This is a genomic window from Pedobacter frigidisoli, from assembly GCF_032678525.1.
Classification (GTDB): domain Bacteria; phylum Bacteroidota; class Bacteroidia; order Sphingobacteriales; family Sphingobacteriaceae; genus Pedobacter; species Pedobacter frigidisoli_A.
Window position 1 is genome coordinate 297,297 of the sequence record NZ_JAVTSE010000003.1, and the last position, 21,870, is coordinate 319,166.

Consider the following 21,870-nt stretch of genomic DNA (forward strand, 5'->3'; position numbering starts at 1 on the left):
CACCATCCCTTGGCGCATCAAATGCACCTTCAGCCAATTCTATTTTATTTACAACTTATATGGTTATATTCCTAATCGTTAGGGGAATAAAACTATAATTCGATTTGGCGGAGGGGCAGCGTAAAATGAAAAACAGATCCCTTTACACCGCCACTTTCTACGCCAATTTCACCGTGATGCCGGCGGATAATTTCTGCGCAAAGGTATAATCCAATCCCAAATCCTTTGATATTCTCTGTCTCTTTACGCTCTATCCGGTGAAAACGCGAGAACAGCTTTTCCTGATCAAAGGGTGTTACCCCCATACCTTCATCTTTAACCGTAACTTTGGCAAATAAACCTTCCTGAATACAGGCCACATTGATTGTAGAACCCGCAGGAGAATATTTTACCGCATTCGTGAGCAGGTTTGAAATGACTTGACCCAGCTTCTCCCGGTCAGCATGCACCTGCGTAGGCTCAACCGGAGCGAAAATAACATGGTGCGACGAAATGGTGGCCATACTTTCCATCTCAGCCTCCCTCAGCAAATCAGCCATATCAAAGCTGGATAAGTCGAGGGGAATCTTCCCGGTTTCGGCACGCTTGGAGTTTAAAAAACCATCAACCATCTGATTCATTTTACGGGTTTGATTCGCTGCCCTTTGCAATATCTTTACACCAGCAACATTATTGCTCGCTGTAAGCATGCGCTCCAGCAGCTGAACATAACCAGCCATGGAAGTTAAAGGGGTTTTCAGTTCATGGCTCACCATGCTGATAAAATCATTTTTACGCTGTTCATCCTCTTTTTGCTCGGTAATATCCATCACTGTGCCCGACAAGTACGACTTACGCCCCTTGTCTTCGTGATTTAGCCTACCCATAGCCTTTACCCATCTCAGGCGTTTATCGCTAAAACTGATTATCGGGTATTCAATATTGTATGGTTTGTGGTTACGAATGGCGTTTTCCACTTCCTCGGAAACCTTTTCCCGGTAATCTTCCCTCACTTGCTCCATGGCGGCTTCAAAAGTCAGATTCGCAGAATGCGGATAGCCGAAAAAGTCTTTTAAGCGGGGCGAGGAAATCATATCACGCGTATTGGCGTCAATGTACCATAGTCCAAGCTGAGCCTGCTCAATGGCCAGGTCCTTCAGTTCTTCGCTGTCGGCCAGCTTGGCATTGGCCAGGATCAGCTCTTCCTGACTGGTTTTAAAAGCCGCATTAGCCAGGGAAAGCTCCTCATTGGTTTCAAGTATGGTGGTGTTGATATCGGTAAGTTCCTGGTTTAACAATTCAATTTCGCGCTTGCTGCGAACCAGTTCTTCATTGGAGGCATTGAGCTCCTCGTTCATCGCTTCTACTTCCTCATTAACTTCCAGCTGCTTTTTTACTTCCTGAATGGCAGAGAGTCGCATTTCTATTTCTGCCATCACTACCTTTGCCATGCGTTTTAATATTTTATCCTCCCGTTCATCAAAACTCCGCTGCACCTGATCAATAATACACAGGGTCCCGATCCTGAAACCATCGTGGGTAGTAATTGGCGCACCAGCATAAAACTTTAGTCCGAAGTCACCTATAACATTAGGGTTAGTAAGTAAGCAGGGTTCATTCAAGGGGTCGGTAAACACGGTGGTTTCCGGGTTGAGTACCGCAAGAGAGCATAAACTTACACCACGGGAAGTGCGTTTAGCTTTATCCATGCCCACATTGGCTTTAAAATAAACCTCATCCCGGTCAACCAGTGAAATCAATGAAATCGGCACACCGAAAATCTCGGTGGCCAGTCTGGCAATATCATCAAAAGATTCCTCCGAAGGCGTTTCGAGAATTTGATATCTCCGCAAGGCGTTTATACGCTGCTCATCATTTTCCGGGATAATGTTTATCCCAAATGTGTTTTCCATTGATCCAATATCTGCTTACTACACATTGCAAACGGAATACAACCTGCTTTGTTTGGAATGAATCAAAATAAACGTCTATATTCTGACATTAATGATCGGTTAAAATTCTTTCCTCATCAGAGAACATTATCAGAAAAATCTTGTTCCTCTTTCACAATTTCATCTCATGAACAAAAGCTATCCTTTCTATATCAAAGCCCCGGTAATTTTACTCGGCCTGGTGATATCGGTTTATATTTTAAGTGTATTACGCGATGTGCTGGTACCACTGGCGTTCTCTGCCCTCATTGCCATACTGCTTAATCCTTTATCGGTAAGGCTCGAGCGGCGCATGCCTCGGGCATTGGCCATCGGACTGTCCATGCTTATAGCACTTGCGGTTTTAATGGGACTCATGTACTTCCTTTCCTCGCAAATTGCCCACTTCTTCGATAACCTGGATGCAATGAAACAGAAACTGGTAGAATTGATGCACACCCTGCAACAATGGCTGGAACATAGCTTCGGCATTACCACCCAAAAACAGGTACAGATGCTGAATGATGCAGCCAATAGCGGCAAAGCGATGATCGGGCAAACCCTTAGCGGCGTACTGGGTGTATTGAGTGTAGTGTTCCTGATTCCGGTTTACACTTTCCTCATCATGTTTTATAAAATGCTGATCCTGAACTTTCTTTACGAAGTATTTTCAGAAGAGAACAAAGCCAAAGTGGGCGAAATACTGGCAGAAACCAAAGCAGCTATCCAAAGTTACATTGTAGGCCTCCTGATTGAAACGGGAATTGTTGCCGTGATGAATTCCGTATCGTTATTGTTATTGGGCGTACCCAATGCCATACTGATCGGCGTAATTGGCGCAATACTCAATCTGCTACCCTACATCGGCGGCATCATTGCTATTGCCCTCCCGGTACTTATGGTTACGCTAACACAGGATGGCTTTACGACCCAGTTACTGATTATTGCTGCTTATGCAATCATTCAGTTTATAGATAACAATATACTGGTGCCCAGAATTGTATCATCAAAAGTAGAAATCAATGCATTAATATCCATTGTTATTGTACTGTTGGGCGCAGCACTGTGGGGCGTGCCGGGTATGTTCCTTTCCATTCCATTTATAGCCGTATTAAAAATCGTATTCGACCGTATTGACGGATTGAAACCATGGGGCAAATTATTAGGAGATACCGTACCTACAGAGCACATGGGCCAGATCAAACGCATGCGCAGGAAAAGGGTAGCTGTCGCAAAAACATAGTTTTCTGAATAAATCAGAATCGCAGGTTGTGAAATAAAATACAGATTGTAAAACAATGCACTGTTACAGGTGGTTATCAGCATATCGTTAACGAAGCTGAAGCTATACATACCAATTGAAGGGCTGTTTTCCCGCATAGCCCTTACATCAATAGTTAAAACACCATTGTAAATCTTGTTTCTCATAACTCGTCAGACTATATAACTATGAATGAAATGCAGTATAGCTGTATCATTATTGATGATGATCCGGATTTTCTGGAAATCATGAGTGCGTATGTATCCAGCATTCCCACATTTAATCTCTTAGGTTGCTATTCAAACCATCGCGAAGTTTTACGCGACAGGCCCCAGTGGCAGAAGATAGACTTCCTCTTCCTGGATATTCGCATGGAAGTTTCCGGTATCGACCTGGCCAGGGTGATTCGCCCTTCTGTAAAATACCTGGTCTTTCACACCTCCTACAGTGAGTTTGCACTCGATGCTTTTCAGGTGGGTGGCGATCATTACCTCGTCAAGCCTTTTAGCCTTTCCAGGTTGATCGAAGCGGTCAATGCGATTCTGAAGAGAAACCGACAGCTCCCGTTGGTTATAGATTAGCACAATCTTTTCGGGCAATCGAAAATCTTTCTGCACCTCCACCAATAATTAACCGTACTTTCCCCTATCCCTTTCGTCTTCTTCCGCTGTTCAAGCGCTTCCTTTTGTCGTCACATCCCTAATTCCAGAACATGAGCAATTCAGTATCTGTACTCACCGCGGTGGTGGAAAACAATCCGGCCATTTGCGTGGTTTTTAACGAAACAGATGGAAACTTCGTTTACCGCAATACAGCCTTCCGACAATTCTTCAGACAGCTGGAAAATGCGACAGGTATACAAGAACTTAAGCCGCTGATCCATCCCGATGACTATAGTTATGTAAAGCAAAACTATAATCTTATCAAATCCGGAGAACAGGAAAGTGACATCGAATTCCGATTTGAAATCGCCCAGCAAACCTTATTTGTAAGAATGAACCTGGCATTTGAAACGATCGATGGAAGTAAAGTGGCTATTGCTTACATCGAAGACCGAACCATAGAGAAAAAACATTTCGATTACCTCCAGGAATTTGCCAATAAAAAAAACGCTGCATTAAGCATATTAAGCCACGACCTCGCCGGTCCGCTCGGTGTAATCCAGATGATGTCAGACATGCTGATCTCCCGAAAGCAGCTGGAAGAAAGCCTTCAGATGGAAAAGATGCTGAACCTCATCAGCAGAAGCTCCAAGAAAGGAATTGCCATGATCCAGGATCTGATCAGGAAAGAGTTTCTGGAGAGTGTAGGCGTTGAAATCGTCAGGTGCCGTGTAAACCTGGTAGAAAAGCTGAACCAGCTGTTTGAAGAGTATAAAACCGGTGAAATGATGATGAACATCCACTTCTCTTTCGAAGTGGAAAGCGAAGAAATTTATGCAAACGTTGATGAAAGTAAATTTATTCAGGTAATCAATAACCTGGTTTCCAATTCACTCAAATTTACACCTGATGGCGGACGAATCACAGTTGGTATGGAGACATCCGGGAAGATGTTAATCATCTCGGTAAGTGATACGGGCATTGGCATCCCCAGGCAATTTCACGAGAACCTGTTTAAAAAGTTTAACCCGGCCGGCAGAAGCGGACTAAAAGGTGAGCCTTCAGTAGGACTTGGAATGTCAACCATCAAGACCATTTTGGACTGGCATCAGGCAGAAATCTCGTTTCACTCTGTTGAAGGTGAAGGAACAACATTTTACATTTCGCTTCAGCATTCGGATTGATACAGGCAAGAAAGCTGTAATTGTGATGGACAATAAATCACCCTTCCCGGTGGGTTTAAGGGGATTTTCGCATGAAAAACGGGGTTTAAATGGGTATTGAATGGGTTTTCCTCGGTTTTACCCAAACAATATGCAAGGAATGTGCATGCAATGTGCAAGGAAAACCCAAGCGAGTTAACTGGATACCTCCTAGGCTGGTCGAACAAAACCTGGGGATGGGTCGGATAGTGATTAAACCATTTCGCAACCCGGATCGGTAACGCTGATTTCCATACCCTTAAATCTAGGTAAATTGAAGATGTTTTAATGCCTTTATTTCCCGATACAAAACTTCGTAAAGATATTTTCCAGCAAATCATCCGTTGTAACGGTACCAGTAATTTCCCCAAGGTAATGTAAGGCCTGTTTGATATCCATTGCCAGGAAATCAGAAGTTACCGGATTATCTGCGTTTTCCAACACCTTTTGGAGAGCATTTTCGGTTTGCTTGAGCGCTTCAACGTGGCGTATATTGGTTACCAAGGTTTCACTGGTATTGATATGATGCAGGTTAACCTGCTCCAGTAAGGTTGTTTTGAGTTCTTCTATACCCTGCTTTTCCCGGGCCGAGATAAATACTGCATTTAGCGCTCCGTAAGCCTTACGTTGATCGACAGCAATGAGATCAGCCTTATTCACAATTACCAGGTATGGAATACCAAGCTGTTCCAATCCCCTCACCTGCTCTTCAATTTCCGAAACGCTTTGAGCCGCATCGGTCATAAAGATAATGAGCTTTGCCTGTTTCATCTTTTCAAGGGTGCGCTCCACGCCAAGTGCTTCGATAATATCAGCTGTATCCCGAATGCCCGCAGTATCGATAAAGCGAAACACCACTCCCCCTATGGTCAGTTCATCTTCAATGGTATCGCGGGTAGTACCTGCTATATCTGAGACAATTGCACGTTCTTCATTCAACAAAGCATTTAACAAAGTGGATTTACCAACATTGGGCTTTCCGGCAATTACAATAGGTACCCCATTTTTAATAACGTTCCCCATTTCGAAGGAAGAAATCAGCCGGCGCAGCACATGATTAATTTTGATCACTAAGTTTTTCAATTGATCCCGGTTTGCGAACTCAACATCCTCTTCTGCGAAATCAAGTTCAAGTTCAATCATGGAGGCAAAATGAATCAGCTGCTCACGCAGGGCTTTTAGTTCATTGGCAAAGCCTCCACGCATTTGCTGCATGGCCACATCGTGCGAGGCTTTTGAATTGGAAGCAATTAAATCAGCCACCGCTTCAGCCTGACTCAAATCAAAGGCACCATTTAAAAACGCCCTCAAAGTGAATTCTCCGGGTTTTGCTGCACGCGCACCTTTGCTGATTAATAAACTTATAATTTGCTGAATGATGTAATTAGATCCATGACAGGATATCTCAACTACATGCTCTTTTGTATACGACTTTGGCGCAACGAATAACCCGGCAACCACTTCATCAACAATATGTTCACCATCTTTAACTAAACCAAAGTGTAAAGTATGACTGGCCTGAGCAGACAGGTCTTTACCCGCGAAGATGCTGTTGGTTAAAGTAATAGCATCGGGACCTGATAAGCGGATCACGCCTATAGCACCCGATCCCTGCGGAGTTGATAAAGCAACAATGGTATCTTGATTATTCATGCGATATAAAACGTCAAAAATACAGCTTATCGGATGATTTACGGTGAAGCAAAAGTAATTTTTTATCACACACCATCAGGCATGCGCCTAAGCAGACTTTAGAACAAATATCCCAGCCTTAATATCGGGTTTAAGCACAACGAAAAAAGGGCAACCGTCTGAATGATTGCCCTTATCTAAATTAACCGCTCTCAACCACTGGGGTTGCTGTAAGGTGCTCAAGCCTTACGATGTAAAGGTAGTTGCACATTATGAACATTTGATGAAGATACTAATCGCACTTATTATCAGCACGTTCTACGCGTTTAGACAGCATATATAGCTAAATGTTGAATTTAAGATCAGGCAAAACATACTCAATGCAGGTTTTTCTAATTAATTTAGGCAATTATTTGACACAGATGCATTCATATCCGCTAACAGATTCCGATATTGATAACTTTCGCAACACACTTTCAGCGCCCGCAAAGCCCGGAACATTGTTATTGCTGGAATTGAAAACATTATACTCCCGACTGGCACTTAATGATGAAGCGCTAATCAGCAAGCAGTATCAGTATGATATCGACCGCTTAAAACAGGGCTATGATAAAGAAAAGCAAATTTGTCAGGATAAATTTACCTCTCTTCGGAAACAGTTTAAGCAAATAGATGCCCGTATTAATTCTGTTGAGCAAAAACTAAGTCACGGCATTCCAGAAGATTTAATGCTGATGGATAAGCTGATTGCTGAACAGGAATCAATAGTTGCTGAACAGGAGAAATTGAACGAAGCCGAAACAGAATTATCTGATTACGTGAGTTCAATAGATGTAAAGCATGGTAAAACCTTATCAAAACTGGAGCACGACAAGGACGAAAAGTTACTTGAGTTGCAATCGCTGCGCCGGCACGACCTCGCAGAAATTACCGATTACGAAAAAGGCCTCCATTTAAAAACACGCCTTGCCGCACTCATTCCGATATTGGTGATTCCATTGATCATTGATTTTTTAACGCTGAAAATGGGCATTCCATTATTAAAACCACAGGAAGTTTCACACAGTATCCTGGCGCACTACCCATTTTTCATCGCACTGATACTGACTCAGTTTCTGCTGATGGAACCTTACAATGCTAAAGTACACCGCTATTTCACCAGAGAATACGCCCAAAAATCTTTTCAGAAACTACAAAATTTATATGAAGACCATGCCAGCCAAATCAGGGCTGTAAATGCAAATCTCTCTAATTTAAAGCACCAATAAACCAGATTCCCTTAAAGTATTGATTGGTTTAGCATACCAGAATAGCTCGAAGTTTTCCATTTCAGTTTCAAAGGCTGCTTTTACTTCTGCGAAAGTATAAACTTTGTCATTAGAGATGTGAATTTTATCAAGAATTGCGGTCAGCCATTCGCCCTCCTCTCTGCTGGTTTGAATGGTGAAACTTTCACGTTTATCATGGAAAGTTAATGATGCCATTTCCCAGGTATTTCCTTTTTTGGATTTGGTAAAAAATTCTGCATCGGGTTGTCCCCCTATCCAGACTACTTTTGCCGTAGGCTTAGTGTTAAACTGATTTTCATCATTTAATGCACGTTCAATAAAGTCACGAGGAATTTTAGTTCTTGGTATTTTAAAATCGAACCAATCCTGCAACTCATAATCGAAACAAATGCCATGCATGAAGTTGAAAAGAGATTTTTTTAATCCATAGCTGAATTTATTGTGGTCGATACCCGTTTTGTCAATGTAGTTGATGTCGTTGTTAGCGAAAGTACCAATTTGTTCGGTTTCTTTTACTACCCCAAACCTTTCAGGATACATACCAACGGGGCTGTGTGCAGTCATAGCGAACTGGTGCCAGAAGCCCGACTGTAAAATACCGGCTTCAAACAGCTGCCTTACCATTTCCAGGCTATCTATTGTTTCTTGTATCGTTTGCGTAGGATAGCCATACATCAGGTAAGCATGCACCATCACACCAGCTGCAGTAAAATTTCGGGTAACTCTTGCAACCTGCTCAACAGTAACTCCTTTATCAATCAGTTTAAGCAAACGATCAGAAGCCACTTCAAGTCCGCCAGAAACCGCTATACAGCCTGACGCTTTTAAAAGCAGGCATAAGTCTGCCGTGAAGCTTTTTTCAAAACGAATGTTCGTCCACCAGGTTACTGCCAGTTTCCTCCTGATAATTTCCAGAGCCACTTCCCTCATTAAAGCCGGAGGTGCAGCTTCATCAACAAAGTGAAAACCGTTTTGTCCCGTCTTGTCGTAAAGATCTTCCATGCGGTCGACAATCTGTTTAGCCTGTACAGGTTCATAAACTTTGATGTAATCAAGTGAAATATCGCAGAAGGTACATTTGCCCCAATAACAACCATGCGCCATGGTCAGCTTGTTCCACCGGCCATCGCTCCACATCCGGTGCATGGGATTTACAATTTCAATGACTGAAATATAGCTGTCGAGCAACAGGTCTGAATAATCCGGAGTGCCTACATCTGCCTGTTTATAATCCTTTCGGAACGAATCATTTTTGTAGACCACTTCCCCATGCTCCAGTAAAAAAGTCCGCTTATACATCAGCATTTCGGCAGGGATGGTTCCCTGGATGTTCTGGATCAGCAGGTCGAGTGGTAATTCGCCATCATCCAGGGTAATATAGTCAAAGAATTCAAATACCCTTTTATCAGATAAAGACCGCAGTTCGGTATTCGGAAAGCCTCCGCCCATGGAAACTTTAATTTCAGGGTGATGAGTTTTTACCCATTGGGCACAGCGAAAGGCACTATAAAGATTCCCGGGAAAAGGCACTGAAATCAGAAACAACTTTGGTTGAACGGCTTCGATCTTAGCCTTTAACAGCGTGATAAGGAGATGATCGATATAGGTTGGCGCTTGCTGCAGCGCGCGATACAACTCATCAAAGGAGTTGGCACTTCTGCCCAGGCGTTCAGCATAACGGCTAAACCCAAAGTTATCGTCGATACATTCCACAATATAGTCAGAAATATCTTCGAGGTACAGGGTGGCCAGATGTTTGGCTTTATCCTGGGTGCCCATTGCTCCAAAGGCCCAATCTAGTTCTTCAAGCTGTGCAAAACGCGAAGCCTGTGGCAGGAAATCGTCACCACATATCTGCAGGGCCAGTGTTGGGTTTTTCCCCTGGAGAAATGAAATGACAACATCTATGGTTTTAAGGTATTCATCCCGCAAGGCAAATATGCGTTTAGCGTTTGCACTTTTAGTTTGCTGATTATTTTGTATTGAATATTCAAACAAATCAGTAAGTCCTTTTTTTGAAAACAGCTCCAGAATCACTTCGATACCTAGATCGGCCTGTGTACAGGAAATGTTCCTGGTATTCAGGAACCCTTTGATATACGCCGTTGCCGGATAGGGAGTATTCAGTTGTGTAAAAGGCGGCGTAATGGCAAAGATTTCTGTTTTCAAAAGGAAATGGTTTTAATGCAAAAGTAAGTGAATTTTAAGACATATTTAACCATAGGTGTGTAAGCTTCGGATCTGTATAACCTGCATTTGGGCGCAATACAAACTAAATACCCAATTGAAACGTTTTAAGTATACATCAATACCTTTCTACCCGAATGAAGATTTGCTATTCCGTTTTGCTGATGCTTATTGTGCAGATATCTGCTGCACAGAAAACTTTCCTGTTCCCCAAAATAAAACAACAGGGCAGCTCGCTCGAACAATTCACCCCTCCAGACTGGACCATTATTGAAACGTCTAATGGCGACCTGAACCATGACGGAGTGAATGATTTAGCGGTTATTTTCGAATCAATGAAAACAATAGATGAGAACAGAACTTATGGTGATAACAATTCGGATATTATCAAAGAAACACAGAAGCCACGTATTTTAGCAATCTTTTTTAAAAGTCCCTCTACTAACAGCTATCGCCTGGCTACACAAAACAATGATTTTATCCTGCGGGAGAAAGAAGGCGGTAAACTGGGAGACCCGCTTACGCAGATGGAAATTAAAGACGGACAGTTGTACCTGCGCTTTAAAGGTGGTGCAGAATGGCGATGGGAAATGGGTTATACCTTTAAATTTGAAAATAAAGACTGGTTTTTAACCAGTGCCATTAAGTTATACTTTAACCAGAACACTGGCGACATGACGGAAAGGGTTTACGATTTCAAAACCCGTGAATTGTTTACCACCGTTGGCAACCTTCACAGAAGGGATGTTGCTAACAGAAAAACCAGTGAGGTGCTGTATTTTTCGCAACTGCGAACGTTTAAAACCTTCAAGAAACCCTGGGCATGGGAAATTATGCCGGATGTATATCTGTGATATTTTTTATTGGGATTGAGTAAAATTTAAATTATAAATGTTGTGCAATCACAAATCCACTTGCCCAGGCCCATTGAAAGTTATATCCACCTAACCATCCGGTAACATCAAGGCATTCTCCTCCGAAAAATAAATTGGGAATCTTTTTGCTTTCTAGCGTTTTAGAGGATACTTCATTGGTGTCGATGCCCCCGCGCATCACTTCGGCCTTGTCATATCCCTTATCCCCTGCTGGCTTCACTTTAAAATAGTGAATGGTATTTTCTATTAAATCGATTTCACTTTTGGTTAGGGCGGCTACTGGCTTAACTAAAGGCAGGAATTTACCCAGCGCATCGGTGAACTTCCGGGTATAGAAACGGTTCAGCAAACTGGATAGAAGTGTTTTCCCGTTGGTTTTTCGCTCTTCATCTAAAAGGGCTACGATATCCTGATGAGGCAAGAGGTTGATATTAATGGCCTCTCCCCTTCTCCAGAAAGACGAAATCTGTAAGATTGCGGGTCCACTTAAGCCCCAGTGCGTAAACAGAATATTCTCTTCAAAAGAAATTTCTTCATTGCTAACTTCACAGAAAACCGAGTTTCCTGAAAGTTCGGCAAACCAATCCTCATCTTTTCCGGTAATGGTTAGTGGAACTAGTGCCGGTGCAGTCTCTACGATTTTTAAGCTGTGTTTTCGGGCGAAACGGATGGCAAAATCTGTGGCACCCATTTTCGGAATCGGTAATCCGCCCGTAGCAATCACCAGCTTTTCGGCAGTCAGTACTGTTTTTTTTCCTTTTCGTTCGTAGGTTACCTCAAAGCCCTGTTCTAAAATTCTGATCTCTTTTACATCTGCATCGCACCGGATTTCTTGCCCAAAATCTTCGCATATAGTAGTAAAGACCTGCACGATATCCTTCGCGTTTTTTCCTTCAGGAAATAGTTGCCCCAATGTTTTTTCGCCGCCCTGAATGCCATAAGTTTCGAAAAAACTGATGGTATCATCTACTGTCCATTGCGTAAAGGCAGATTTGATGAAATGCGGATTAGCAGAGATGAATTGCTCAGCAGATGCATGCTGGTTGGTATAGTTACAGCGTCCGCCACCTGAGATCAGGATTTTGGCGCCGGGTTTTTCATTCCTTTCCAGGAGGATAACTTTCTTACCCAGGTAGCCCGCCTGCACCGCACACATCAGCCCGCAGGCACCTGCACCAATAATTATTGCATCAGCATTCATCAATAAAACTTTTTTATGGTTACTTTTGCACAAAAGTAGCATTATTTTCAAGCGCATGGCAAAACAGATTAGCGAATTAAAACTGGGTATTTTAGGTGGCGGACAATTGGGCAGGATGCTCATTCAGCAAGCAATTAATTACAATGTAAACGCTCTGGTTCTCGATCCTGATCCTGACGCCCCATGCAAGCACATTGCCAATTACTTTGAAAACGGCTCAATAACTGATTTCGATACCGTTTACAATTTTGGCAAGAAAGCCGATATCATTACCATCGAGATTGAAAAAGTGAATATTGATGCACTGGAACAACTCGAGAAAGAAGGGAAACAGGTATTCCCTCAATCGAGGGTAATCCGTTTAATCCAGGATAAAGGCGTTCAAAAACAGTTTTTTAAAGAAAACGATATACCAACCTCACCTTTCCACATGGCTAATACGAAAGAGGATATGGTGAACAGTCAGATTCCCTTTCCTTATATCCTTAAATTAAGAAAAGACGGATATGATGGTAAAGGTGTAATGAAAATCAATAGCGCCGCAGATCTTGACAAAGCATTCGATGCACCCTGCATCATTGAAAAGCTGGTAGATTTTGAGAAGGAAGTAGCGGTAATTGTTGCGCGTAATGCAAACGGCGACATGAAAACCTTCCCTATGGTGGAGATGGAATTTAATCCTGAAGCGAATCTGGTGGAATTCCTGATTTCACCTTCTACCTTCGCAGAAAGCCTGCAACAGAAAGCAGAAAACATCGCGAAGAATATAGCCTCAGCCATGAACATAACCGGAATTTTGGCTGTTGAAATGTTTGTTTGCAGGGACGGTGAATTGCTGGTGAATGAGGTAGCTCCACGCCCACACAATAGTGGGCACCAGACAATTGAGGGCAATTATGTTTCACAATTCGAACAACACCTCCGTGCAATTTATAACCTTCCACTAGGCGATACCAGCAGCATCACAAATGCCATTATGATCAACCTTCTGGGTGAAAAAGGTTCGGAAGGGGTTGCGAAATACGAGAATCTGGAAAAGATTTTGGCCATCGATGGTGTATTTGTACACCTTTATGGTAAAAAATATACGAAGCCTTTCCGTAAAATGGGCCATGTAACCATTGTGGATATAGACCGGGATAAGGCAATTGAAAAAGCAAGATATGTACAGAAAACTTTAAAAGTAATCGCTTAACATCTTTTTTTAGCTTCAGATAACAACAAAAATTAAATAAACTTCATTAAAAATGAGTACAGCAAATTCGCCTTCGGCGGCAAAACCACTGGTAGGAATTATAATGGGTAGCAAATCTGATTTGCCCGTAATGCAGGATGCTGCCGATGTGATGAAAGAATTTGGAATTGACTACGAAATCACGGTGGTTTCGGCACACCGAACACCTGAGCGGATGTTCAATTACGCGAAAGAGGCACAAGGACGAGGCTTAAAAGTCATCATTGCAGGCGCTGGTGGTGCTGCGCATCTTCCGGGAATGGTAGCTTCTATTACCACTTTGCCGGTAATTGGTGTACCTGTTAAATCATCAAATTCTATTGATGGGTGGGACAGTATTTTGTCGATTTTGCAGATGCCCAATGGTATTCCTGTGGCTACCGTTGCACTAAATGCTGCAAAAAATGCCGGCTTACTGGCTACACAGATTTTAGCTACGGCAGATGATTCCTTAACGCTAAAAATGCAGGCTTATAAAGACGATTTGAGAAAGAAGGTTGAAGAAAGTGCTGCAAGCATGTAATCACTTACGAACCCTGATTTAATATCATCGCCAGATAGAAAACCTCCGGTTTGTGAGTGATCTATCTGGCGATTTAGCGTATAACTGGTATGGTGTTTAAGACATATTAATTTAAACTTGGATCACTGGGAAAATTACTAACGTGTGCATACTTTGGTCCCAAATTAACCACAACATCACGCCATAGCTGTTCTTCATCATTGCCGAAAATTAAATCAGCATTGGAAACATTTCCCACCATCCAGGCATTGTGTTCCAGCTCGCGTTTAAGCTGTCCGCTATCCCATCCGGAATAACCAATAAAGAATTTAATTTCATCCTCATTGATCGCGTTGTTATTGACCAGAATTTTGAGTGTCTCGAAATTTCCACCCCAGTAAATTCCGTTTCCGATATCCTCCCCGCTTTGCAGCTTGTCATATGCACGGTGAATGAAGTGAAGGGTATCAGCCGCTACAGGTCCGCCAAAATAAATTTGATTGTCGGCCTCCCACAAGTCCTGAATCACATCCCTGAGTAGTAGATTCCCAACCTGATTGAGAATATAGCCTACAGTTCCCTCTTCACTGTGCTCGGTTAACAGGACAACAGATCGCTTAAAATTTGGATCGGCCATGAATGGTTCGGAGATTAATAAACGTCCGGTTTTGGGTTCTATATTGTTAAGCATGACGATAATCATTTGTAGCACCGTAAAAGATGCTTATTTTTGTTTTATGCAAGTTAATAACGAATTTCTACAAAACCTACGCCAGGATTACAAAAGCGCCACTTTAGACGAGTCTGAGGTTGATGATAACCCCATTAATCAGTTCAAAAAATGGTTCGACCACGCTATTGAGGCGCAGCTATATGAACCAAATGTAATGACCCTGGCAACGGCTGATAAAGTCGGACGCCCGGATGCACGCATTGTTTTGTTGAAAGGTGTAGATGACGATGGCTTCAGGTTTTTCACCAACTATTTGAGCGCGAAAGGAAAAGAATTGAAAAGAAATCCATATGCTGCACTGGTATTTTTCTGGCCCGAACTGGAGCGTCAGGTCAGGATTGAAGGAACCGTAGAGAAATTGGATAAAGAAACCTCTGAGGCATATTTTGATAGCCGCCCGGTAGCCAGCCAGATTGGTGCAATTGCTTCTCCACAGAGCCAGGTGATCCCCAACCGTGCTTTTTTAGAAGAAAAGTTCGAAGAATTACAAAGTTCAGCTAAAGATAAAAAAATTGCCAAGCCTGCACACTGGGGTGGTTATATTGTAAAGCCAACAAGAATAGAATTCTGGCAGGGACGACGAAGCAGGTTGCATGACAGGATTAACTTCGAGCTTAGTAAAGGAAGCTGGGTAAAATCACGTTTGGCGCCTTAAAAACCATTATAAATGAAAAGAGATACGCTATCCAGCCATATCTCTTTTCTTTAATCATTAACTATCCTAAATTTTAGGAAGTATTATACAACTGACTTCAACATTAAAGTCGAAACCAATTTCAGGCAACTCAACTATAAGCTACCTGAAATTGATCAATTAATATTTATCTGGCGCTAACATATTTCAAAACCATACTCATCGTTCTTGGAGTTGTGGTTTGATTCCAGTCGAAATTAAGCGTGAAAGTTTTCGTAGCCGGATCATAGCTGTTAGTCATTCCAGCTCTGTTTGCAAGGGTTGCGTTCCCTAAAGCCGACATAGTTACCGCATTTGTACTTGCATTGATTGTTGCTGTGGTATTATCAATACCAGCAACGCTAGATGCACCACCGAACCACCTCATGTTACCTACGATAACGCTATTTGCTCCACTTGTAGTCAAAGTAATGTTGGGATTACCGACCAGAGTGCCACTTAGGGTACTGGGATTTTCTACTACACCAACTGCTGTATACCTCGTTACTGTTCCTGAAACAATTTGATAAACACCATCCCATTGATTTTTGGCTGCCATAATGAAAATACCGGTACCAAAGTTTCCGCTCACAATACCAGATGAGGATGATGTAATCTGAATCCCTAAGGCATAAGTAAGGGAAAAGTTGAACTGTGCAGATTTAACCTTTAAAATAAAGGTTGCCTTTTTCTGTCCTTTCGGGATCACTACTGAATTGGTTGGTATAGTATACAAGCTGGTCGGTAAAGCAGTCTGCGTACTGGCGAGGATAGTGTTGTTGATTGCAACCTGTACAGTTACATCCTCAGGAGCGCCGTTAACACCAGTATAATTTATCGTTATCGGTACATCGACTTCAGCAGCTGCATTAAATGATTTGGTAACAGTAGTATAGTTCACCGTAGTTGATCCGGCGGTGCGGGTTGGAGATAAATCTCCGAGCTCCACAATCGCATTTGCTCCTCCATTTCCATCATCAGTAAACATGTTATCCTCTTTGGTGCAAGAGCTATTTAAACCCATTCCCAATACCAATAATGCTGAAAATAATCTAATATGAGTTTTCATTTCTTATCTGTTTTATCAATTAATTATTATCCCAAAAAATCTTGCCAGTCCAAATATTTGTACCCGAAATTGGCGGAACGTTGGGGTTTAAGTTATATTCACTTGTAGGATATAAATTCCTAACCGGTAATCTGTCAGCTGTTGGCGCTACAGATTCAGTACTCGCGAAAGTCGTCGTCGCAGCAGTTCCGGTAACTCTTGGATAACCGGTTCTTTTGTATTCCTGCCAGGCTTCATACCCGTCAATAAAATTCAGCGCGATATATTTTTGAGTAATGATGGCCTCAAGTCTTCTTGTATTGACTGATTTATTGTAATCGTCAGGAAGTACTGTGGCGGTCTGATCCCAGTCGACAAGATAGCTCTGAGAAGAGGTGACACCAGAAGCTGTAGCATTTGCAGTTTTATAGGATGCTAAATAGTTATTTAAGACCGTTGTGGTTTGAGAAGCGGTGGATGTTCCTGATTTTGCAAGATAGTTATAAGATGCTTTAATGCCATTTTCAAAGTTATCCTTAGCGCTTCCGGATAATGTACGTCCGTTCAAAGCAGCTTCGGCCAAAAGAAAATAAGTTTCTGAAGCAGGAAATATACATAAACCCATAACCCTGCTTTTTAATACACCCTGAGCCTCAGTTGCACCCGTTCCCGTTCCGGTACCTACATACCAGTTTGGAGAACCTGAATTCGGATTATTTGGGCCACCCAAATGGCCTCTGGGAGTTGTTCCGGCAGCAAAAAGCCTGTACATTAAAGCACCACGAGACGCATCACTTAACTTTGCGCCGTTGTAAAAGGAGTATATCCAGGTGCTGGGGATGTAACTGTTCCCGGTAGTAGTACCTGTATAAGTCGAATGATAGGATTCCCACAATGGATTTTGGCGGGCGCTTGTACTTACATAGCCTGGTTGAATAAGCACATCCTCAAGCAGAAATCCTTCAGTGCTAAACGTATTGAAAGCTGTTGAAACAAATGCAGACAATGCAGTACTGTTTTGGGCTCTGGTTAAAATACGCAGCTTAATGTTATTTGCGAACTGAATCCACTTGGTAACATTACCTCCAAAAATGATGTCTGCACCATTTGTAGATAATTTAGTAACTGTAGTCGATGAGGAATTCGCCTTTAATGTGGCGATCGCAGCGTCAATTTCAGTTACCAAAGATTGATAAACAACTGCCTGCGGATCATAGGTAGGCGTAACATTGTCAGCTCCCATTAACGCTTGACTGTAAGGAACGTCTCCATATTCATCTACCAGCAGCTGGTAGTAATAAGATTTTAATATTCGTGCAACACCATTAAACAGTGAATATTGAGGTACTCCTGTTGTAGTTTTAATAATATACTGAATATTCCTCAAATCTCCATACGCGTTGGTAAATAATGTAGTGTTGCTCCCACTATCAAAGTTGTAGGTAATTACTGTTGAACCTACGAACGAAAAGCCACCCCCGTTAGCCATATATCCTGCCATCCGACCTCCAAAGTTGAAGTAGCTCATGTAATTGCTCGACATATTGTTGAGCAGAGCGGGAAGTACGAGTTGAGGAGTCGAGGAAGTAGCTGAATTCGCATTTGTATTGATGTCCAGATATTCCTTTTTACATCCGGCAAACCCTAAAACAATTGTCAGGAGAATTGATGTTATCTTTAAATATTTTTTCATAATTGTAGTATTAAAAGGTTAATGATACAGTACCACCAAAATATCTTGTTGGAGGAGTTTGTGATAATGATGTGATACCCACAGCATTGCTATCAGAACCATTGGTACTAACTTCCGGATCACCCCAGGTATTAGATTTCGGAACCCAGATGAATAAGTTTCTTCCCTGTGCGCTCACTGTGGCTGTTTTAATAAATTTAACATACTTTAAGGCAGAAGATGGAATTTTGTAAGACAAGGCCAGCTCTCTGAGTTTCCAGAAGTTTCCTGAATAAACATAATTACTGGTTGTTCCTCTAAATTGACTGCTTGACCAGAATCCAGAGTTTCCTGTAGAAACTGTCACATTGTTGTTTGCAACGTATGCCCCGCTTGCAGTGTCATAGTATGATGAATTAGGAAAAACAAATCTCTCACGGTTATAATATACTGAACGAATACTAGATCCTGAGAAATCATATGTTGATCCTGCTGAGCTATACTGAACAAAATCACCTCTATATTCAAATAGTCCAGAAAGGGTAAGTCCTTTCCACGACAGATTGAAGTCCAAACCTAACCTGTCTTTGGGTTGTGTATTACCTAAAACATTACCCGTGGTTGTCCCTACCGGATTACCGGTATTTCTGTCCACTACCACACGGCCTTCTGGATCTCTGACGTAGTCAGTACCGATAATAATTGGATAGGTTTGAACATTAACATCTCCAAAGATGGTACCACTTTCGCTTACTCCAATCCGGCTTAAACCAGGAGTCAACGATAAAAGCTTATTTACATTATGGGTGTAATTACCTCCTACAACCAATCTCCAGTTACCTTTGTTAATAGCGGTATAATGTAAAACACTTTCCAAACCTTTATTTTCCAACTCACCAGCATTTAACAAATAGGTTGCATAACCACTACTTTGCGCAATATTGGCCTTAATTGCCTGCCCGGTCGAGCTTGTGTGATAATAGGTTACCGTTGCATCAATTTTACCTTTTAGCAGTCGGAAGTCGGCTCCAAACTCATAGCCAGTCGTTATCTCTGGTTTCAGGTCGTTTGAAACAATCAAAGAACTTTGCGTGTATCCTGTTCCATAGTTATATCCGGTTTGAGAATCAAATGTAGATAGCAAATTATAAGCCCCGCCGTTAGTTCCATCTCCTACGTTGACGTTACCTACCTTCGATAATCCAGCTCTAAGCTTTAAAAAATCAATAACCTTATTATTCTTTAAAAATTCAAAAGCGTCAGTTGGAATAAAGGAAATATCAGCTGCCGGATAGAAGAATGAACGATTAGCTGGCGCTAGAACAGATACCCAGTCGTTTCTTCCTGTAACATGTAAATAAAGATACTTTTTATAGCCAACGGTAATATCTCCCCAAATGCCGTATCTTCTGGTATTATAATTTGCCTCGCTGGCACTCGGCGTACCGGTGATGTTACCTAAATTATAAAGATACGGTACCTGTAAACCGCTTCCTGATGAAGACATGTTTTTATAATTATAGCTTTTCAAGTTGGCACCTGCCAGAAAATCGAATGAAAATTCCTTTACCTCTTTTTTGACATTAGCAATGAAATCCGTATTAAAGTTGCTATTTTGAAACAGGCGGTCTGAAACACTACTAGCAGAGTTTGTTTTTGAAGAACCGGAAGTCAACACAAAATCTGTATAGGTAATTCCATCAGTACCCGTTTTGCTTTCATAATAACGGTTACTTAGCGAAGCACGGTAAATAAAACTTAGCCAATCTGTTGGTTTATAGTTAAGTTCTGCTAATCCTGTTATATAAGCATTCTTTTGTTTTTGCCTTGCATTATCAATGGCAAAGTAAGGATTGCGGTAATAGTCATTATAATAATTATTTTGATTTGCCCAGCTACTTGGATCTTGCCAGTCGGTATAGCTAAGAAGTGGTATTTGGGCCGGAGTATTTAATAAGTTATCATAGATACTGGATGTATTAGGCGTTGTATTATATTTATTTTGGGTAAAACTCAGATTATATTTTACGCTAAAATTTTTGGTTACATTTCTATCACCATTAAAACGCATCGCAATCCTGTTATATTTATCTTTTGGAGTCGTACCCTTTCCGTCTAAATATTGGGCAGACATATAGGTTGAAGATTTGTCATCTCCGGATGACAATGAAAAATCGCTTTGATTCGAGATTCCAGTGTCCCAGAAATCATATTTGTCTCTATTTGGAGAATATGTAACCATTTGGGTTTGTCCGTTCTGATTTACACGGCCAATTGGTCTTAAGGTTCCATCAAAAGCAGGACCGTATTGTTGGTTTTCAATAGGTTCATAAGCAACAGGATAATCATCAGTACCAGAACCAAAACGATCCTGCAATGCAGGGTAAAAGCTGATTTTTTCGATCACGGTTGTATTTGATAGCTTAATGATCGGAGCGCCTTTTTTACCCCGTTTCGTATTTATAATCAACACACCATTTGAGGCATCAGAGCCATAAAGAGCAGCTCCGCTAGCTCCGTTTAATATTGTCAAATCCTCTACATCGTCAGGATTGATATTACCTAACAATTCGTTGGGTACAACAGCACCATCTAATACGATCAAAGCCTGGTTATTTCCGGTGATTGACCTATCTCCTCTTAACACCAATCGATAACTGGGATTCACACCAGTCCCAACCGCATTAATTTGCAAACCTGCCACCTTCCCTGATAAGCCTCCGGCTATTGTTGGAGATTTACCTGCGGTTAAGGTTTCTGCATCTACCCTTGTGGTTGCATAACCTTGTTGACGGGCAGCCCTTTTGATACCCCCTGCAGCTACAACAACTTCATCCAGTGTTCTGGAATTTGGCTCTAAAGAAACATCGATAGTTTTAGAAGTGGTATTGATTTCTTTTGTGATAAAGCCCACAAAGCTGAATACAAGCATATCTTTTTCCGTTGCCGGTACAGATATAGTGTACGCTCCCCGCACATCGGTTACAACACCTCGGGTTGTGCCTTTAATTTTAACACTTACCCCTGGAATAGGCAGTCCATCATCTTTGGCGGTAACCACCCCTGTAATTGTCTTGGTTTGTGCATACGCCTCAGTAACAACAAGCATGAGCAAGAAGAACAAACATTTTAGTAGTTTTCTTTCCATTTACATTTAAGTTTAGTTTAGTTATTTAGTTAATAGTTATATCTGTGCCTAAACCTCGCGTTTGGGCATACAAATGCAATACAAAAAATTGTTTAGTTGAGAGATTACGCAATAGCAAAGCCATGCGAAGCATTCATTCGCTAAAAGTTAAAGAAGATTGTAGGAAAAGACGTGTACTACGACTCAGTTAAGAATAATTGCAGGAATAATTCATAAAATTAGTTAGTTTTAGTGATGAATAAGGATGTCTGATATACAAATATATATCATAAATCTAAATTGAAAAGTTTTTAAGTGAATATTTCAAACAAAAATGACTATAATCAATAAATTAATTTAAAATATCACAAAAAGGAGTAAGTTAATCAGTATTTATCATATTTTATTGCGTTTTAAAAGAGATATAGTGGCTTTATTTGAAATAAAACAACCAAAAAACCTTTTAAGGACAAAAAAAAATAGAGAATAACCAGAATCCAGTCAAAAAAGCTACAAATGAAAAGAGATACGCTATCCAGCCATATCTCTTTTCTTTAACTAATCATTAACTAACCTAAATTTACTAGGAAGTACTTTTATAAAAACGTTAGCTTTATATTGCTTACGGTTATGTCTTTTTATTAATCAGGTAACCAATGTTTTTTGTTTCTCTTGATGAATCAAATATCTTCAAAAAAGAAGCGCTGTAATAGCTTGTATCG

General features: G+C 41.4%; 16 protein-coding genes. 8 read left to right on the top strand and 8 right to left on the bottom strand.

The features are described 5' to 3' along the window. Positions 1-92: 92 nt before the first annotated feature. Positions 93-1,892 (bottom strand): ATP-binding protein, encoded by a 1,800-nt coding sequence (locus R2Q80_RS10330; protein ID WP_316799523.1) that lies wholly within the window; start codon positions 1,890-1,892, stop codon positions 93-95. 166 nt (positions 1,893-2,058) lie between these two features. On the opposite strand from R2Q80_RS10330, the gene R2Q80_RS10335 reads away from it, so the two are divergent. The 3 genes from R2Q80_RS10335 (at position 2,059) to R2Q80_RS10345 (ending at position 4,957) form a co-directional block, all read left to right on the top strand. Further along, positions 2,059-3,153, top strand: coding sequence for an AI-2E family transporter (locus R2Q80_RS10335; RefSeq protein ID WP_316799524.1), 1,095 nt, complete (start codon positions 2,059-2,061; stop codon positions 3,151-3,153). A gap of 215 nt (positions 3,154-3,368) precedes the next feature. Next, positions 3,369-3,752 carry a LytR/AlgR family response regulator transcription factor gene (locus tag R2Q80_RS10340; protein WP_316799525.1) on the top strand — a complete coding sequence of 128 codons (384 nt, stop codon included), beginning with the start codon at positions 3,369-3,371 and terminating at the stop codon, positions 3,750-3,752. Between the two features lie 131 nt (positions 3,753-3,883). After that, a complete protein-coding gene (locus tag R2Q80_RS10345) occupies positions 3,884-4,957 on the top strand; it encodes an ATP-binding protein (protein WP_316799526.1) in 1,074 nt (357 codons plus the stop codon). 312 nt (positions 4,958-5,269) lie between these two features. Here the strand turns inward: R2Q80_RS10345 and mnmE are convergent, their stop codons facing one another. After that, complete coding sequence (gene mnmE, locus R2Q80_RS10350; RefSeq protein WP_316799527.1) at positions 5,270-6,628, bottom strand: tRNA uridine-5-carboxymethylaminomethyl(34) synthesis GTPase MnmE; 1,359 nt, start codon at positions 6,626-6,628, stop codon at positions 5,270-5,272. 359 nt (positions 6,629-6,987) lie between these two features. Between mnmE and R2Q80_RS10355 the strand changes: the two genes are divergently transcribed. Next, positions 6,988-7,875 carry a hypothetical protein gene (locus R2Q80_RS10355; protein WP_316799528.1) on the top strand — a complete coding sequence of 296 codons (888 nt, stop codon included), beginning with the start codon at positions 6,988-6,990 and terminating at the stop codon, positions 7,873-7,875. On the opposite strand, the gene R2Q80_RS10360 is transcribed toward R2Q80_RS10355, so the two are convergent. Beyond that, positions 7,861-10,065 carry a radical SAM protein gene (locus R2Q80_RS10360; protein WP_316799529.1) on the bottom strand — a complete coding sequence of 735 codons (2,205 nt, stop codon included), beginning with the start codon at positions 10,063-10,065 and terminating at the stop codon, positions 7,861-7,863. The two genes, R2Q80_RS10355 and R2Q80_RS10360, sit on opposite strands and share 15 nt — an antisense overlap. A gap of 155 nt (positions 10,066-10,220) precedes the next feature. On the opposite strand from R2Q80_RS10360, the gene R2Q80_RS10365 reads away from it, so the two are divergent. Continuing rightward, the gene (locus tag R2Q80_RS10365; protein ID WP_316799530.1) at positions 10,221-10,937 is read left to right on the top strand and encodes a hypothetical protein; all 717 of its coding nucleotides are present in this window, start codon (positions 10,221-10,223) and stop codon (positions 10,935-10,937) included. A 31-nt stretch (positions 10,938-10,968) separates the two neighbouring features. Here the strand turns inward: R2Q80_RS10365 and R2Q80_RS10370 are convergent, their stop codons facing one another. Continuing rightward, the gene (locus tag R2Q80_RS10370) at positions 10,969-12,159 is read right to left on the bottom strand and encodes an aminoacetone oxidase family FAD-binding enzyme (protein ID WP_316799828.1); all 1,191 of its coding nucleotides are present in this window, start codon (positions 12,157-12,159) and stop codon (positions 10,969-10,971) included. A gap of 55 nt (positions 12,160-12,214) precedes the next feature. On the opposite strand from R2Q80_RS10370, the gene R2Q80_RS10375 reads away from it, so the two are divergent. Beyond that, positions 12,215-13,354, top strand: a complete 1,140-nt coding sequence (locus R2Q80_RS10375; RefSeq protein WP_047801205.1) for a 5-(carboxyamino)imidazole ribonucleotide synthase — start codon at positions 12,215-12,217, stop codon at positions 13,352-13,354. A gap of 52 nt (positions 13,355-13,406) precedes the next feature. Then, on the top strand, positions 13,407-13,916 hold the full coding sequence (gene purE, locus R2Q80_RS10380) for a 5-(carboxyamino)imidazole ribonucleotide mutase (protein ID WP_316799531.1): 510 nt from the start codon (positions 13,407-13,409) through the stop codon (positions 13,914-13,916). A 106-nt stretch (positions 13,917-14,022) separates the two neighbouring features. On the opposite strand, the gene R2Q80_RS10385 is transcribed toward purE, so the two are convergent. Continuing rightward, positions 14,023-14,586: a YqgE/AlgH family protein gene (locus tag R2Q80_RS10385; RefSeq protein WP_316799532.1), complete on the bottom strand. Its 564-nt coding sequence runs from the start codon at positions 14,584-14,586 to the stop codon at positions 14,023-14,025. 46 nt (positions 14,587-14,632) lie between these two features. On the opposite strand from R2Q80_RS10385, the gene pdxH reads away from it, so the two are divergent. After that, the gene (gene pdxH, locus R2Q80_RS10390; RefSeq protein WP_316799533.1) at positions 14,633-15,283 is read left to right on the top strand and encodes a pyridoxamine 5'-phosphate oxidase; all 651 of its coding nucleotides are present in this window, start codon (positions 14,633-14,635) and stop codon (positions 15,281-15,283) included. Positions 15,284-15,449: 166 nt separating this feature from the next. Here pdxH and R2Q80_RS10395 read toward each other — a convergent pair whose 3' ends face one another. From R2Q80_RS10395 to R2Q80_RS10405, 3 genes are read right to left on the bottom strand one after another with little or no spacing between them, the layout of a single operon-like run. After that, a complete protein-coding gene (locus R2Q80_RS10395; protein ID WP_316799534.1) occupies positions 15,450-16,370 on the bottom strand; it encodes a DUF1735 domain-containing protein in 921 nt (306 codons plus the stop codon). Positions 16,371-16,389: 19 nt separating this feature from the next. Further along, on the bottom strand, positions 16,390-18,042 hold the full coding sequence (locus R2Q80_RS10400) for a SusD/RagB family nutrient-binding outer membrane lipoprotein (protein WP_316799535.1): 1,653 nt from the start codon (positions 18,040-18,042) through the stop codon (positions 16,390-16,392). Positions 18,043-18,052: 10 nt separating this feature from the next. Continuing rightward, positions 18,053-21,169: a SusC/RagA family TonB-linked outer membrane protein gene (locus R2Q80_RS10405; RefSeq protein WP_316799536.1), complete on the bottom strand. Its 3,117-nt coding sequence runs from the start codon at positions 21,167-21,169 to the stop codon at positions 18,053-18,055. Positions 21,170-21,870 lie beyond the last annotated feature (701 nt).